9 protein-coding genes are annotated in these 15,148 nt (G+C 59.3%); 5 read left to right on the forward strand and 4 right to left on the reverse strand.

Going from position 1 to position 15,148, the window contains the following annotated elements; translation table 11 throughout:
* Nucleotides 1–71 precede the first annotated feature (71 nt).
* Both H165_RS0117140 and H165_RS20045 read left to right on the forward strand, forming a co-directional pair.
* Entirely contained in the window at nucleotides 72–692 is a 621-nt protein-coding gene (locus tag H165_RS0117140) for a tyrosine-type recombinase/integrase (protein WP_003152807.1), read from the forward strand.
* A 118-nt stretch (nucleotides 693–810) separates the two neighbouring features.
* Nucleotides 811–1,005 carry an AbrB/MazE/SpoVT family DNA-binding domain-containing protein gene (locus tag H165_RS20045; protein ID WP_017940169.1) on the forward strand — a complete coding sequence of 65 codons (195 nt, stop codon included), beginning with the start codon at nucleotides 811–813 and terminating at the stop codon, nucleotides 1,003–1,005.
* Nucleotides 1,006–1,223: 218 nt separating this feature from the next.
* Here H165_RS20045 and H165_RS0117150 read toward each other — a convergent pair whose 3' ends face one another.
* From H165_RS0117150 to istA, 4 genes are all read right to left on the reverse strand, one after another.
* On the reverse strand, nucleotides 1,224–7,478 hold the full coding sequence (locus H165_RS0117150; protein ID WP_017940170.1) for a DEAD/DEAH box helicase: 6,255 nt from the start codon (nucleotides 7,476–7,478) through the stop codon (nucleotides 1,224–1,226).
* A 9-nt stretch (nucleotides 7,479–7,487) separates the two neighbouring features.
* Nucleotides 7,488–10,787: an STY4851/ECs_5259 family protein gene (locus H165_RS0117155; protein WP_017940171.1), complete on the reverse strand. Its 3,300-nt coding sequence runs from the start codon at nucleotides 10,785–10,787 to the stop codon at nucleotides 7,488–7,490.
* A 676-nt stretch (nucleotides 10,788–11,463) separates the two neighbouring features.
* Complete coding sequence (gene istB / locus H165_RS0117160) at nucleotides 11,464–12,249, reverse strand: IS21-like element helper ATPase IstB (RefSeq protein ID WP_017940172.1); 786 nt, start codon at nucleotides 12,247–12,249, stop codon at nucleotides 11,464–11,466.
* On the reverse strand, nucleotides 12,246–13,268 hold the full coding sequence (gene istA, locus H165_RS0117165) for an IS21 family transposase (protein ID WP_026146703.1): 1,023 nt from the start codon (nucleotides 13,266–13,268) through the stop codon (nucleotides 12,246–12,248). The genes istB and istA overlap by 4 nt, the downstream gene beginning before the upstream one ends.
* Nucleotides 13,269–13,435: 167 nt before the next feature.
* Between istA and H165_RS19375 the strand changes: the two genes are divergently transcribed.
* The 3 genes from H165_RS19375 to H165_RS18805 all read left to right on the forward strand — a co-directional run.
* On the forward strand, nucleotides 13,436–13,708 hold the full coding sequence (locus tag H165_RS19375) for a hypothetical protein (protein WP_230358455.1): 273 nt from the start codon (nucleotides 13,436–13,438) through the stop codon (nucleotides 13,706–13,708).
* Between the two features lie 93 nt (nucleotides 13,709–13,801).
* Nucleotides 13,802–14,770, forward strand: coding sequence for a DUF932 domain-containing protein (locus H165_RS0117175; protein ID WP_017940175.1), 969 nt, complete (start codon nucleotides 13,802–13,804; stop codon nucleotides 14,768–14,770).
* Nucleotides 14,771–14,849: 79 nt separating this feature from the next.
* Nucleotides 14,850–15,148: YqaJ viral recombinase family protein (locus tag H165_RS18805; protein WP_169333538.1), on the forward strand; the 299-nt coding region annotated here is incomplete at its 3' end.

Below are 15,148 nucleotides of genomic sequence, written 5' to 3' on the forward strand. Positions count from 1 at the left end.
CCGCTATTGGCCGGTTAGCGACCACTTCTCTGGCTAGCCATGCTTGTCCTCCCACATGTGGAGGACTTGCCATGAACATCACTGCTACCTGCACCCGCCGGCCCTGGAACAAAGGAAAGTTGGTCGGACAGAAAACCCCGCTCCGGCTGAGAGATATCTGGGCCATCCGAGTAAGGCTTCAGCTTGCAGAACGAACCCGGGATCTGGCTTTGTTCGATCTGGCCATCGACAGCAAGCTTCGAGCCTGCGACTTAACCAAGCTCCGTGTATGCGACGTTGCTCATGGCGAGCATGTGTCATCACGAGCAATGGTTATGCAGCAGAAAACGAAGCGACCAGTGCAGTTCGAAATTACTGAGCAAACACGGTCTGCTCTCGCGGCCTGGATACACCAAGCCCAGCTCCGTAGCCAGGACTGCCTTTTCCCGAGCAGGCTGCACACCTCAGACCATCTATCCACTCGTCAATACGCTCGTATCGTCAAAGGCTGGGTGCAAGCCATTGGCCTTGATCCGGCCATGTATGGCACTCACACAATGAGACGTACAAAGGCATCACTGATCTATCGCAGGACAAAGAACTTGCGGGCCGTTCAACTTCTGCTTGGCCATACGAAGCTGGAGAGCACCGTTCGATATCTTGGGATTGAGGTCGACGACGCCTTGGAAATGGCAGAGCAGACCGAGGTTTGACCATGTATAGCGACGGTCGAAGTCAGGCCGTCGCTAACGGCCAAATGCTGCCCCACCTTACGAAGCGGATCTGCACTGTTAAGCTGCCATACTGTGCCTACTGCGTGAGGGCGGATCTATGACTACTACATCTGAGAGCTGGCGAGTTGTATGCCAAGACCCTGGGGATGGCAGCGGAGACCTCATTGTTGAGCTTCCATCCGAGCTACTTGAGCAGCTCGGATGGGGTCTGGGCGATGAGCTGACAGTTGAGGCGGAAGAGGAAAATATCTGCCTGAAACTCAAGCAACGCGCTGAGGCCCCCTCGTCATAGCAATCGAGACAATTTCTGATTGCGGTTGACTGCGTCGCTTTAAGAACGGTTGCTGGCGGCCAAAAGCTGACGTTCGGGCCGTTCCACTTTGTGCAAGAAGCAATGTTGATTACTCTTGAATTCGCTTCAATTTCTACGCGTTGCCTACCATGTTGCCGCCCCGCCTGGACGAAAAATTAATTGCCGCCCAAGCGAGGGATTATTTCCATCTGGATGCCTCAGCTTATCGAGCAGCTTACATAAGTCGGCCACTCCCCACTTTGCTGCATCTGAGCAGATGAAAGTTTTTCGAGCATCTGCAAAGCCTGTTCGTGAGGGGAGGCATTGAAGTCGAAGCCCATCTGATCTCTGTACGGCATCCGGCCACGCCAGTAGCCCATGCCCTGATCCAGCAGGATCTTGCTGATCTTGCCCGACGTCCAGTTCACAGTGATGACCCTGCAGTGCAGCAGATCGCGGGGGCTGCTCATGACGTTGATGTTCGGAACTATATCGAACTGACTCTTCAGCCAGAGTTCGAGAATCGCCTCTTGATCGTCTGCTCGCATCCAGTCATGGCTGAGCAGATAGCTCGGCTGGCTACCGCTCGGCGCCAAAGTCTGCACAGACAGCGACTGTAGTTTTTCACTCCGGAAAAGCTCCAGGAAACTGCTCAGGAGCATCAGCGACCAAGGTGACTTCAGGTAGCGATCCGAGTAGCTGATGGAGACGGCTTGATCATTGGCGATCAGGGAGGCCAACTCTGGCATCTGGGCGTCGATAAGCGCGGCGATGCGTTTCTTGAGGGTCTTGACGGGACCGTCGAGTTGCGAAGTGACTTCGACTATGCGAGCCCCCTGCGGATGCTGGTTCCAGCCGCTGCAGTCGATGCTGTTGCCCGCAACAGCTGGCATCAGTTTGCTGGTAGCCCAGACCACATCGGCATGTCCTTGTAGCCAATCGGCTCCGGGCACTCCGACGTTGTTCATGTTGCTGTAAAGGCTCCGGGCGCCAGCCTGGGATGACAGTTGGGCAACCAGATAGGGAGCTTGCAACGTTCCGGTTTGCAGCTCGACTAGCTCAACGCCCAGACGGGCAAGCAGTGCCAGGGTTTCCTTTTGCTCAGCGTTCAACAGCGCCGGATCAGCAATGCCGAGGCGGACCTTGAGTCGTTCGGCAATGGCCCAGGTCAGCACCTGTTCCCGGAAGCGAGGATGGTCGAGATCCCAATCCGCACAGTCGCCGTGGAGGCACAGCAGAATCGCTGCTGTCGGATCTCGGCGATCTAGCGAGTTGATGGCGGCACTCAGTTCGCGCAGCGGGCCAACCGAGCAATAGCGCGCGCCATGCAGGCCAGCAAATGTATCGGGCAAACCCAGATGCTCAATCAGCCGGGATTCGTTCAGCCACCGCAGTGCCAGCTTGCGATCCAGCTCTTCACGCTCGACACGGCTGTCCTGGCTGGCCAGGCAGTGCGAGCAGACATTCTCGCAGTTGGCCGGGCACTGCAGCCGATCCAGAGCCTTGCCCAGCAGCAATGCGATATCGCTCAGGCCGGCCAGCACGAAGCCGGCGCCCCCGCTGACTTCATCGAACAGCTGAATGACCGAGCGGCCTTGCCGGGAGTCGCGGTCGCGGTCGAGGCGATAGCTGAAGCCCATTTCGCTGCTGGCGACACCGAGCCGGTCGGCGATTACGTCGCGCATGGCAGCGCCGAGCGTTGTCGCAACCAGACGGCCCTCGGGAGTGTCGGGGAGCCATTCACCTGTGAGCGGATTTCTGAGGAACACCTCCAGCACATCGGTACGGATCTGGTAGCCCAGGTGCAGACTGGCCTTGACCGCTTCGCCCGAACAGTCACGATCCTTGCGGCTGCCAGCCAGTCCGCCAACCGGGCGGTGAACTGTATCGGGTTGCATATTCTTGGGCACTTCGCCCGAAGCGAGCATGGATTCCGCACGTCCACAGGTCATGCAGACGGCATAACCCTTTTCATGTTCGCCGGACGAATGATGGAAGACGCTGCCGTCATGGCCGAAGCGCACGAAACCGCAGCGCTGGTCGGGTAAGGCGATGCTTTCGCCATTCAGCTGTATGCGCGGTCGCTCGACGCGGATGAACTTCTGCGAAGTGACGTCGTTGGTGGTTTCCTCGTAGAAGTCGGTCAAGAAGCCAGCCGGACGCAGCACCATGCGGCGCTCGCTGGGGGGAATTGGTGTCGTACAGTGCGAGCAGCAAAGCCCCTCGTTATTGGCATAGGCGTTTTCGATCATGCCCGTGTTGCCGCATTCAGGGCAGCGCCAAGCAATGTCGAATTTCTGTGCTTCGTTGACCTGCCCATCGGCGTGCCACTGTAGGCTGACACCGGCGGAGCGGTATACCCGGCCGTCAATCACCACCTGAGCGCCGGGAGCATATTCACGAATGGCTATGTTCAGGCTGCGCGAGGGCATTTCCTTGTTGTCGAAGATGCTGTCCTCGCGACTGGCATCGCTTTTCCGCTGCTGATGCAGGAAGTCCTCGACGTTGTAAGTCTTGAGGCTCACCACGTCAGTCGGAAAGCCATAGCCCGGCAGGAATGCAGACGACGCCAGATAGCGGAGAAGGTATTCGTTTTCATGGCGCTGCTTCTCCAGTGCCAAGGCCTTCTTGTATGGTCCGTCGCTGGCGGCCTGCAACTTATGGTTGATATTGCGATACTCGCCTAGCCAGCGCTCTTCAAGGTCGCGCAATGCCTGCCGAGTTTCGCCGGTGATCGAGCTTAGGGAGCGACCTTCCAGACAGGTACCTCGGACCAACTGCTTTACGGCACGGTCAAATTCATCGGAACTTGTCTTGAGCCAGGCCATGAACCGCTGGCAGGGTGAGTCGTCTGGAGCGAAGAACCAGTGCAGGGTTAGCTTGGTGCGATCGCCATCATTGCTAGTGTGCATGCGCAGGAATAGCGCCAGTAATAGCGAATTGGCGTGCCGCTGCACGATCCGTGCAGAGCTGAGGGTAATGGTTGGTGCCGGAATGGCGGTTACAAACGGCCATTTGGGATTGGCGAAGGCGCGCTGGTTATGCGGGTCGGCCTTGCACAGCGTGTAGGCGATGGCCCGAGCCTCGCTGCGTCGCCCGGCTCGCCCGGCGCGCTGTAGATAGTTGGCCGGATGTGGCGGTAGGTTATTCATCACCACGGCAGAGATGCCGCCGATATCAACGCCCATCTCCATGGTGGTGGAGCAGTTCAGCACGTTGATATCGCCACGCTTGAACTCCTCGACATAGTGCTCCAGCCTTTCTGCAGACTGCTGCGCCGAGTGTTCTGCGGTTCGATAGTAGAAGCCCCCCTCGACCGTGCGGTCACTGATATCAGTCCACAGGCATTCCTTGCGCAGCCGGGCAATTACCGGATCTTTTGCGACCAACTGACGGATCTGTACCTGCTTGGGTACCGGGGAGCCGTCCGGCATCAGGCTGCTCAGGCTGGGAAGCTGGATCTTCTGGCAACGGTAGTCATGGCTCAGCAGTTTTTGAGGAAGATAGGGTGTCAGACCACGGAAGGTGGTATCGAAAATGCGCCGTGTTAACGGACAGACCCAGCCCTCGATAGGTAACGAGAAAGTGAGGGTTTCCAGACGCAAACGGTGACCGGTATCGGAAGACTCCAGAATGCCGGCATTGACCAGCGCCAGCCATGCCGCTTCGAGCCAGCTGTTGAGCTTGTCGGCATCCGCATTCATGGCACGATTCAGGCCGGTTGCCAGCTCTAGTAGCTTGATCAGGCGGTGAGGTGTGCCCGGCTTGATCTGCGGCCACTTACGGATGGTGCTGCTTTCCTGCACGTCGCTCTTGGGCGAGTAAAGTGCCTTGGGACTGAAGCGGCTGCCCATCCAGCGGCGCATCTTGTTTTCCATCGGGATGAAGGTGTTCTCCCGGACGTAAAAGTCGAGTGCCACCTTGAGGAAGTCGCGCCAGTCATCAAGCGTCAGCGCGCTTCTGGGGTCATTTGCAGCGCCGAGTGCGGGAATGGCGCGGGTATCGGTCCACAGTGGTGGAGTCGTCGTCACCTTCTCCAGTCCCTGATAGCCGACCTTGATTAGTCCCAGCGTTTCCGTGCTGTTCTGGTTCTTGGGTCGCCGCGAGAACTCTCGGGCCAACAGCAGACGCGCCATTGTTAGACCGCCTTCGTAGCCATCGAAAAGCGCCGGGTTGGCATAGCGGTTGTAGCGCAGGATGAACTGGTCGATATCCCTGGCCGCTGCGATGGTTTCGGCCATCCGTGACCAGGTAATGGTCTCGGTTTGATTGGCAGGCACTGCGCCACACTGTAATTGCTCAGCCCGCTTGCGGAGCTCCGCCGCCATGCCGGCCATGCCTATTTTTTCCAGGTTTTCTGCCTGGGCCAGAAGCTCGGTAGGATCGCCGCTGGGGGTGTCTTTGGGTGCGGCATCGGCCTTGGCTTGCGCATTCCTCAGTGTTTCAAATACCAGTCCGCGCAGTCTGGAGCGCTCCGCTTCCTGCTGCATCCTCACCGCCATGCGCGCGGTGCCCTGACGGCTGTCGGTGAAAGTGATCAGCTTGCGCCCACGTCCCGGAAGCTCTTCGGGCGAACGGCCTTCGCAATCTGCCTTATCAGGATCGGGGCAGAATTCAAGAACGGTTGGCACGGCGTTGGCGATGTAGAAGGGAGCACCCAGGTAGGCTTTTCTCAGGAAGTCGCTGCCGCCAAACGACGATTTTTCACAACGGCTGCAGCAGCCATCCGGTTGCTCGGTAACCACGATGCCGATATTGCGACTAGCGGCCACTACTCCCAGCTTCTGGCTTTCAAGATCGAGAGTGGTCGGGAAGTAAGGCTCATGCGCCATAGGCAAACCGGCAATGATCAAGCGTGTGCTGGCAGCACGTACTGTCAACGGTTCGGCTGGCGTGTCTTCGTCGCCATTCTCGTGATTGAGGGAAAACTCGTCGCCAGCATAAGGGCTGGGCTGGTGCAGTTCGCCATTGCGATCCTCTGCCAGCAGATGCGGCGTTTTACAATCGTCGCAGAATCCCAGCTCGTACACCGGCGCATGACACACGCAGCGTGCTCGCTGGGTCACATAGACATTGCCAAAGGGCCAGTCCTCCAGATAACTGGATTTGGCGCTGCACTGCGGGTCGACGCAGGCCCAGAGACCATGCAGCATGCGCTGGAACAGGTGGATGCGGAGCTTGAGGAACGGCGGCTGGCCTTCGTCCGGATGGGTGCCAGTCATGGTGTCGAGCCAGTCGAGCACCTCCTGCTGCTGTTCAAGGACGGTGCGTCCCTGTAACAGCTTAGAAACGGAACCAATCAGGTCATTCAGGTCGAGGGGCTTGTCGGAGCTAACCACTGCGTGGCGCAGATTCTTGGCGATAGTGCTGCTGCACAAGGCCTTGAAACGCTCCGCGGATACGGTTGCTTCCGGTTCGATATCCCGGATGGCCTGCAGACCGATATCGTTGTCTGCAGGATCGAACGTTAGATCTGGCCAAACGCGCGAGCCGCTAATCACTTCGACCTGATCAAGCGGTACACCCGCCAGGTCGGCCAGGTAGCGTTGCAGTCGCTCCTTGGCATCGGCGCCGGCGATGGTGGCTGAGGTGGCGATGAATCGAATTTCTTCGGACTTCCTGCCGAAGGCCTGAACCACCCTGCGCAGCAGTAGAGACATTTCCGCCGCTTGGGAACCTACATAGGTGTGTGCCTCATCGAGGACGATCCAGCGGAGGGATTTCTGCTGCCGTGAAATTTCCAGGATCGGGCTGTCGACCTGGCGCACCAGCATGTACTCCAGCATGGTGGCGTTGGTCATCAGAATCGGCGCCGGCTCCTTGCGCAGCAGTTCCCGCGAGAGGATCTGGTTGGGTTTCTGTTGCTGTTCTTTGCGGACCTTATCGGCACGTTCTTCGGTCTTGCCGTTGTACAGGCAGAAACGGATGTTACTGCCGTACTTGCGAGTCCAGGCGTCAAGGCGCTCCTGCTGCGAGTTGATCAGGGCATTGAGCGGGTAGAGGAACAGGGCGCGAACGCCGACCAATGGTGTCTTACTACGTTCGTGTTCCCGGATCAGATCCTCGAGGATCGGCACCATGAAGCATTCGGTCTTGCCCGAACCGGTGCCGGTGGTGATAACCGCCGAGCGGGGCTCTTCTTTGAGCAGGGTGCGCCAGGCCTGCAACTGATGGACATACGGGTGCGCCGTTTTTGGGAAGCGGTAGGCTGGTGCGTTGGCCAGTGTTTCGAGCAGGCTGGGCGACAGCAACCCCCCCGACTGCAGGTCTTGCAGGCGCAGCTCATCTTCCTGCCAACCAAAGGTATGCTCGAATACCGGCGAGGCAAGGAAACAGCCCTCGGCCCCTAAGGTGTTCACCATGCTTTCGCTCAGGTGGCGACGCAGGCCCGAATGATTGATACCTAAGATGCTGAGCGTGGCCTCACGGGTACGCTCAAGGCTTTGCTCGATCAGGCTCCTGAAAAAATGCACTGCAACTCCTTATGCCTCATCTTGGGAAGCGAGCAGATAGGACACCATCAAGGCATGCACCGGTACGAACCAGCCCTGACGGTCAAAGTCGGAAACCAGGCGAATGGCAAATTTCAGATAGGCCGGTGTCGCCGGGAGGTCGGTTATTCTGGCTCTGCCGGCGGTGACGAAGGCCATGAAGATTGGCAAGTAGGCTACGGCATCGGTGAACTCTACCAGTGAAAGGGCTTTCACCAGAGGGGGGAGCTGCTGTTTGTCGATCCAGTTGGAAAGCTCACGGCCGAGCAGGGTGGGCCAGTTCTGATTGGACTCGTGATGACGCCGCAGATCTTGGTACCAGATAGGAAGAACACTTTCCGGAGGAACATTGGTCAGCGAACAACGATTACCCGTGCTCAAATAGTTTCCCAGATAGTCGAAGCCGGAAACGATGCAACGCAGCACGTTGGCCCGATTTGATACGAGATCATTGATCAGCGCTCCGGGAAGCCCGGTCAGGTGCATGCTGTCGTGGAATAACCGATAAGCCTGTACCCATAGCGGCAGCGGAATGGCCTCCCAGATAACAGCAAGCTCGTCGCGTATGCGGGCACAGAATGCCTCATCCATTTCCAGCCGGAATACCGCAAAGCTCAGCGCCTCTTGATTGCGTGACAGGGCTTTCCAGGTTTCGAATGACGACAGGGGTAGGTGGCGGTAGTGCTGCTTCAGGTCGGCCAGATACTGCCAGCCACTATGGTTGAAGTCGGCCGCCATGGCGGCAATCTGCTGTTCAATAACATGCGGATTGTGCTGGGGGTGGAAAAGCTCGGCAGCGCGATGCAGCGAGCACACCTCGGACTCTAAGCTGTATCCCTGCGTTATATACAGGCTCGGGCGGAAGCGAACACTCGACCGTTCGCCCGGATAGATCAGCCATGGCCCCTGAGGCTGCATTTTTTGCGGAATCTCGAAGTAGCCAGTGCCCACATTCTCGCTGGTCTTCTCGGTCAGACTCAGCGGCGTGCGCTTGGGGTCTGACAGAAGCATCGCTTCCGCCTGAACGCCCTCCAGAATCGCAGCATTGGAAGCGTTGCAGATATAAAAGGAATGTCGCCCCTCCCACTGGAGTTGCCCACCATAGCGTCGGATATCGAGTTTAAATAGTGGCTGTTCGGTTTCTAGGGAAAGCCGGATATAGGCATCCTGTTCGTCAACTGCGCCAAGCATGTTTTGCATATCGCTCAGGTAGCTGAACAGGCTGAGTACCACAGGCGTAGAGCCCACCCGGATGCCGAAGGCGCGTTTCGGGTGCACTTGCTCAGCACAGATCAGCTCCAGTTCCATATGAAACGTCTGCCCCTGCGAAAGACCCGACGTCAGCGCTATGCGGTAGCCTATCAAGTCGGCCAGTGTCAGCTCGCGGGCACGCGACGGATTGCCGTTCGGGTCCAGAAGACGAGCCCCTTGGTAGGGGTAGGGGAGCCGGAGCTGAATAGGAGGCAGGCCCCGACCTGCCTCCAGAATGAAGGTCGTGGGGGGATTTTCCCCTAGATGGCGTAAGTGCAGAGCATGTTCGGTACGCTCCACCGCCAGACCATTGCTAACGACCTGCAGGTCAAGCAGTTGCGCGCCTTTGGTCATTAGGCGTGCGGGTTGCTGTCCCAGTCCCGGGAACAGGGAAAGACTGAATTCCTTGGGCAAGACGCCAAAGCGCCGCTGCAACAGTGTTTTGCCCGAGCGATTGCGGAGGGTATAGCGAACGAGGCCGTAGTAGGTGTTGTTCTGGCGGTCCAGCAGCTCGCCGTTAACGAACTCGCGCAGCTCATCCCTAGCATAGGGATAGTCTTCTGGTAGCTCTAAGTGAGGCCAGCCGAGGAAGACGATTGAAGGGGAGCTTTCGTAGAGTGCGTAGACGCCCGCCAGGGTAGGCTTGCGGCCTTCGCCGCCAGCCTGATTCAGCTCGATCTGGTATTGGTCAGCCCCCCTCGCTAGAAACAAGTCCGAGTGTATTTCCACCCAGCGACCATTCTCCGCATCACTTGCCAGGGTTTCTATCGTGGCTTCCTCACAGATGATGGAAAAGTCTTGGGGGATGCGAAGGCGAGCCAGCCCGGACGACACTGAGCAGCTGGATGTGCCCACCAGTTGCCAGCGTTCGGAGCGATTCTCGAATACTAGGGGAGCCTCCTGGTAATCAATTGCGCTACCGTCAAAAAATAGGCAGTGTACCGTGCGTCCGTTATCCAGCAGGCGTAGACTCAGCGGCTCCTCAAGTGCGCGCCGCTCCACGGTGACCTGGGGGTTGCTGAAACGTACCTTGATGCCGTCTACGGAAAGCTGGCCATAAACGGAACCACCACGGGCCAGCAGCCGGTCACCTTCGTAATAGGCTAGCTCCAGGCGGGTACTACCTAGGATCGTCGGATCCACCGCAAATGTTTCTTCAGGCGGAAGGATCAGATCGGTGCGTATTACCCATTGGGGGAGCGAGCCATGCAGAAAGTGCTCGCAGGTAAAAGCCCGACCCTTCTCAAGAGCCTCCTTGCGCTCCTGACGTTTCTGACCGGCATCGCGCAACCAGTCGTTGAGTAGTGTGCGGGCATTGCTTTCATCCAGCGGGATTGGGAAGGCATCCGTCCACCCGGGCGCGTGCTGATCTAGGTAGCTGGCTGGATCCTGTTGATCTTTGATGGGGTAGTGTTCGACCAGATACATGAGCTGGTCGACGATGCCTGCCAGCAGCCGGCGCGTCTCCAGATTGCGGAAAGCGGCCGGAAGGCCCTCCTCGAAGTCGGCCATCAGGTCAGCCGTGGTCCTCCGGTTGCCTTCGGTCCGGTAGAAGTGCTTGATGCCCCGGCGTACAGCCCGCCCGAAACCATGTGACTCGCTTTGCACCAGCGGCCAGGGCAAGCCGCCCTCGGTGAACAGCGAGCCCAGCCAGTCGCGGCCACTGTCCCGGAAACGTATCGGCCTCTTCCAATAGGCCAGCCCATCGTTGGTCAGCGCTGCATGCTGTTGCGGAGTCAGGGAAATCCCCAGTTCCGCCTCTGCTCCGGACCAGGACCAGGAGCTGTTGTAGTTGCGGCGATATTGTTCACTGACGAAAAGGCAGAAGCAGGCCCCTAGGTGCATGGCATGCAAGGGGTTGTCCGATCTTCTGAGTTGCTGTTTCAGCAGCTCAAGGAGCGATTTGTACTCCTCCTCGGACACCTGATAGCTATAGAGGGGTTTGCCATGCGGGCCTTTGAAAAGCTCGCGATTGAGCAGGAATTCGCTGAGCCAGGCTTTCAGTGGGTTGGGTGCATTCGACGATTTTTTTATAAGCATCAAGAAAGTCCTTTTAATGATCAGTGAGTCCTGAAGGACTCATTGGATCACTTTGTCCGAAAGCGGTGACCTGATATTTCCTCTGGTAAGGAATGAGCGACCGTGCCCCTTCGAGGTTTTCCGTTGCGACGTGAGGCCTGCTCCGATTAAAACTCCCGAGATACGGCAAAATGCCAGCATACAATTGGAGGCGTCGCATTTTCACCATACGAATGCTTTCCCTGCCATGGCTGATCGGGCAGGAAGAGCCCATCCGAGCCGCTCCAGCCGCACTCACCAGCCGGCGTGTTGCGTGCGCAGGGCTACATTACCGCCCACCCGGACGCGGCTGTAGATTAGTGGTTAATGCAGCGGCTCCAGCTGGATATGCAAGTTGTAAAAACAGTATTCCAGCGGTAAAGGGTGGTATGCGCCTATACGCCAGGAACCAGCATGTACGTGGAGGTCGACCAGTGCGGCCAATGGACGCCGAAATAGCCCTGATGCGACTGCCCGCTTCTGGCCGACTCCAGCCCATTGCTCGATTTGATACGCGCCTGAAAGCCGGCCATTCGATTCAAAAAAATCTCAGCCCTACATAACCGCAATGACATCACCTGTCAACGCCGACTGAAAACTGCCCCCCCCTTTGGACCTGAAACGCCGAAGTAAAATTGCCCCCCCCCTGGGCCGTAGGTTATGCCGGGGTTGCCGGCCTGGATGCTGTTCTGGTTCCGGCTTTCCGCTTGTCCTTCAGCCGGTAGCTCTCGCCGCTGATCTGCACGATGTGAGCGTGGTGCAGTAGCCGGTCGAGCATGGCGGCGGTCAGGGTCTGGTCATCCGCGAAGGTGCCGGCCCACTGCGTGAACGGCAGGTTGCTGGTGAGGATCAGGCTCCCTCGTTCGTAACGCTTGGCGACGACGTTGAAGAACAGGTTCGCCTCCTCTCGCCCGAAGGGCAGGTAGCCGATCTCGTCGATGACTAGCAGCTTCGGTCCCAGCACGGCGCGGTTGAAGTACGCCTTGAGCCGACCCTGGCGGTGTGCAGCGGTGAGTTGGAGCATCAGGTCGGCCGCAGTAATGAAGCGGGTCTTGATCGAGTTCATCAGCGCCCGGTAGGCGAGCGCGGTCGCCAGATGGCTCTTGCCGACCCCACTGGGCCCGAGCAACACGATGTTCTCCGCCCGCTCGATGAAGGCCAGAGTCGCCAGCTCCTGGATCTGGGCCCGGGGCGCGCCGCTGGCGAAGGCGAAGTCGTACTGCTCCAGAGTCTTGATCGCTGGCAGGGTCGCCAGCTTGAGCAGCGTCTGGCGCGTACGTTCCGCACGGGTGTCGGACTCGGCGAGAAGCAGCTTCTCCAGGAAGTCCGCGAAGCTTGCCTCGGTGTTCGCGGCCTCGTGGGCAAGGTGGGGCCAGTCAACGCTGATCCGTTCGAGCTTCAGACTCGTGCACAAGGCACCGATGCGTTCGTGCTGAAGGTTCATGCCGCGCCCTCCAGCAGTGCCTCGTACACCGCAAGCGGGTGCTGGAGGCTCTCGTAGGGCAGCACCTGGCCGGCGCGTTGCGGGGCCGCCGCGGGCACGGCCTGTGCCGCCGCCGGTAACGGCAGCAGGACCTCCCGTTCCTCGGCGAGCCGCACGGCTGGCTTGACGCCTGTGGTGCCGTGAACGCGCTGGTGGGCGACCTCCTCCAGCCAGCGGCCGACGTGCGCGTTGGCAGCTTCGACATCGAGATGCAGGCCGGCACTCTTGAGCGTGGCGGCCAGCGGGGTGACGAAGCTCTCCTTGAGGTAGCGGTTGAAGCGCTCGACCTTGCCCTTGGTTCGGGCCCGGTAAGGCCGGCAGACCCGCGGGCGGAAGCCATACTCCTCGGCAAGCGCGGCGAGTTCGCGCTGCCACCGATGTTGTCCTGCGCCGTAGGCGTCGCGCTCGGTGATGATGCTGCTCGCGTTATCGAACAGCACCTCCGCGGGTACACCCCCGAAATAGGCGAAGGCGCCGCGCAGGCCCTCAAGCCAGGCCGGACTGTCCTCCCGGACACTGAACAACACGAAGGTCGCCCGGCTGTAGCCCAGGGTGGCCACGAAGGCCTTGAGAGGTTCACGACCCCGGCGGATGGTGGTGAAGTCGGCCTGCATCTGTTGGCCGGCGTCGGTCTCGAAACGCACCACTGGCTCTGCTTCCCGCTTCTTGAACGGTGCCAGGAAAACCTTGAGCTGGCTGATGCCGCCCTCGTAGCCCCGCTCCTGGATCTCCCGCAACAGGACCGTTGCCGGGATCCAGCGTGGATGCGCTGCGGCAACACGCTCGCGCAGATAGTCGGTAAACGGATCGAGCTTCGTCGGGCGGGGTGTGCGTGACCGGTAGGCCGGCAGGTAGCTCTCGCCACGCAGGTACTTGCGCACCGTGTTGCGCGAGACCCCTAACTCTCTGGCTATCGCCTTGATCGAATGCCCCTGGCGGGCCAAGACTCTGATCTCCACTGATTGCTCCTGGGTCAACATAGGCGACGGCTCAAAAGCCGTCATTGTCGCCCAGGGGGTCAAATTTACCTCGGCGTCAGGGGGTCAGTTTTACTTCGGCGTTAACAATCACCATCAAGAAGGTTCACCTCATGTCATTGCAGTGCCCTCGCTGTCGTTCCCCAAAAGTCGCTTCCTTCCACCACGCCATGAAGATCGCCGCTGCTGTCGGCACGGTCGGCGGTGCTGCTCGTGGCATCAGTGCTGCGCTGGCTGGCGGTCAAGCCGGGGCGGCTGTTGGCGCTATTGCCGGCCCTGTCGGTATTACCGTCGGCTCAATCTCCGGAGCCATCCTCGGCGGACTGGCCGGCGGCGTCGGTGGCTGCGCGCTCGGCGCTCAGCTTGGCCACAAGCTCGATCGCCACGTCCTGGCTAACAACCTTTGCCTGCTCTGCGGGCATCGCTTCAATCTGCCGACCTGACCAGGCGGCTCCACTCCCTCTTTCTCTAACTCCCAGCCGGTGCTGCGCTCTGCGCGGCGCTTTATGCCGGCCCGCAACCAAAGGAAATTCGTCATGGCTCATCAAATCGAACAAATGGCCTACGTTGGCGCTACTCCGTGGCACGGCTTGGGCAACAACCTGCCTCAGAAACAGCCCATCGAAGTCTGGCAACGCGAAGCCGGCATGGATTGGCAGATCATGGAAAGCCCCGTGCACTTCAAGTCGGATGCTATCGGCCATCTGGGCGCGATCCACTCATTCCCCGAGCAGAAGGTGCTTTACCGGTCAGATACCAAAGCTCCACTGTCGGTGGTCTCCAGCCGCTATCACACCGTGCAGCCGCGGGAAGTGCTGGAATTCTATCGGGATCTCACCGAGGTCTCTGGCTACGAACTGGAAACCGCGGGCGTGCTCAAGGGCGGACGCAAGTTCTGGGCGCTGGCACGTACCGGGCAGGGCTCTGCACTGAAGGGTAACGATCAGATCAACGGCTATCTCCTGCTGGCCACGTCCTGCGACGGCACTCTCGCCACCACAGCAACGCCCACCACCATTCGCGTGGTCTGCAACAACACCCTGACCATAGCTCTGGACGGCACCAGCCGTGCGATCAAGGTGCCGCACAGCACCCGCTTCGATGGCGATCTGGTGAAGAAGCAGTTGGGCATCGCAGTCTCACAATGGGATGAGTTCATGTACCGCATGCGCCACTTGACTGAGCGCAAGGTGCGCTGGCCTGAGGCGATGAGCTTCTTCATGAATGTCCTGTGCGACGTCAGCCCAACGGGTGCAATGCCGGAGCAACTGCCGAACGAGCGTGCTCTGCGCAAGGTTCAGGAACTGTATGAAGGCCGGGGTCGTGGCAGTCAGCTGGAGTCGGCACGGGGCACTGCCTGGGGGCTGCTCAATGCCGTGACCGAGTACGTCGATCACGAGCGCCGGGCACGCAGCACGGAGTACCGCCTCGACTCTGCATGGTTCGGCCAGGGTGCCCAGATCAAGCAACGCGCCTTGGATACCGCCCTGCAACTGGTCGCCTGACCTTTTATCTATTCCACCCCATAACGCCCGACCCGCTTCGTTGCAGGTCGGGCGTTTCTATATCTGCAAGGTGAACACTATGAAAGCCACTTCATTGAACCGCAGCACCAGCAAATCCCGCCCCGCCCTGCGCTTGGTCAGCACCAAGGAGCTGCCGCGCGAGGACTGGCTGCAGATCCGCAAGCAAGGTATCGGCAGTTCGGACGCTGCGGCTGCGGTCGGTCTGAACCCCTATAAATCGCAGCTGGAGCTGTGGATGGAAAAGACCGGTCGTGATGCTGGCATGCCCAAGGCCGACCCACAGGATGAGGAAAGCCCGATGTACTGGGGCAACGTGCTGGAGCCCATCGTGGCCTGGCACTACAGCAAGCGCACCAA

Source organism: Pseudomonas thermotolerans DSM 14292 (genome assembly GCF_000364625.1).
Classification (GTDB): domain Bacteria; phylum Pseudomonadota; class Gammaproteobacteria; order Pseudomonadales; family Pseudomonadaceae; genus Aquipseudomonas; species Aquipseudomonas thermotolerans.

What these genes read in the sequence shown, in the direction of transcription:
- istA (WP_026146703.1), bottom strand. Translation starts at nt 13,268, where the DNA reads ATGTTGACCCAGGAGCAATCAGTGGAGATCAGAGTCTTGGCCCGCCAG.
- H165_RS0117140 (WP_003152807.1), top strand. Translation starts at nt 72, where the DNA reads ATGAACATCACTGCTACCTGCACCCGCCGGCCCTGGAACAAAGGAAAG.
- H165_RS19375 (WP_230358455.1), top strand. Translation starts at nt 13,436, where the DNA reads ATGAAGATCGCCGCTGCTGTCGGCACGGTCGGCGGTGCTGCTCGTGGC.
- H165_RS0117155 (WP_017940171.1), bottom strand. Translation starts at nt 10,787, where the DNA reads ATGCTTATAAAAAAATCGTCGAATGCACCCAACCCACTGAAAGCCTGG.
- H165_RS0117175 (WP_017940175.1), top strand. Translation starts at nt 13,802, where the DNA reads ATGGCTCATCAAATCGAACAAATGGCCTACGTTGGCGCTACTCCGTGG.
- H165_RS20045 (WP_017940169.1), top strand. Translation starts at nt 811, where the DNA reads ATGACTACTACATCTGAGAGCTGGCGAGTTGTATGCCAAGACCCTGGG.
- istB (WP_017940172.1), bottom strand. Translation starts at nt 12,249, where the DNA reads ATGAACCTTCAGCACGAACGCATCGGTGCCTTGTGCACGAGTCTGAAG.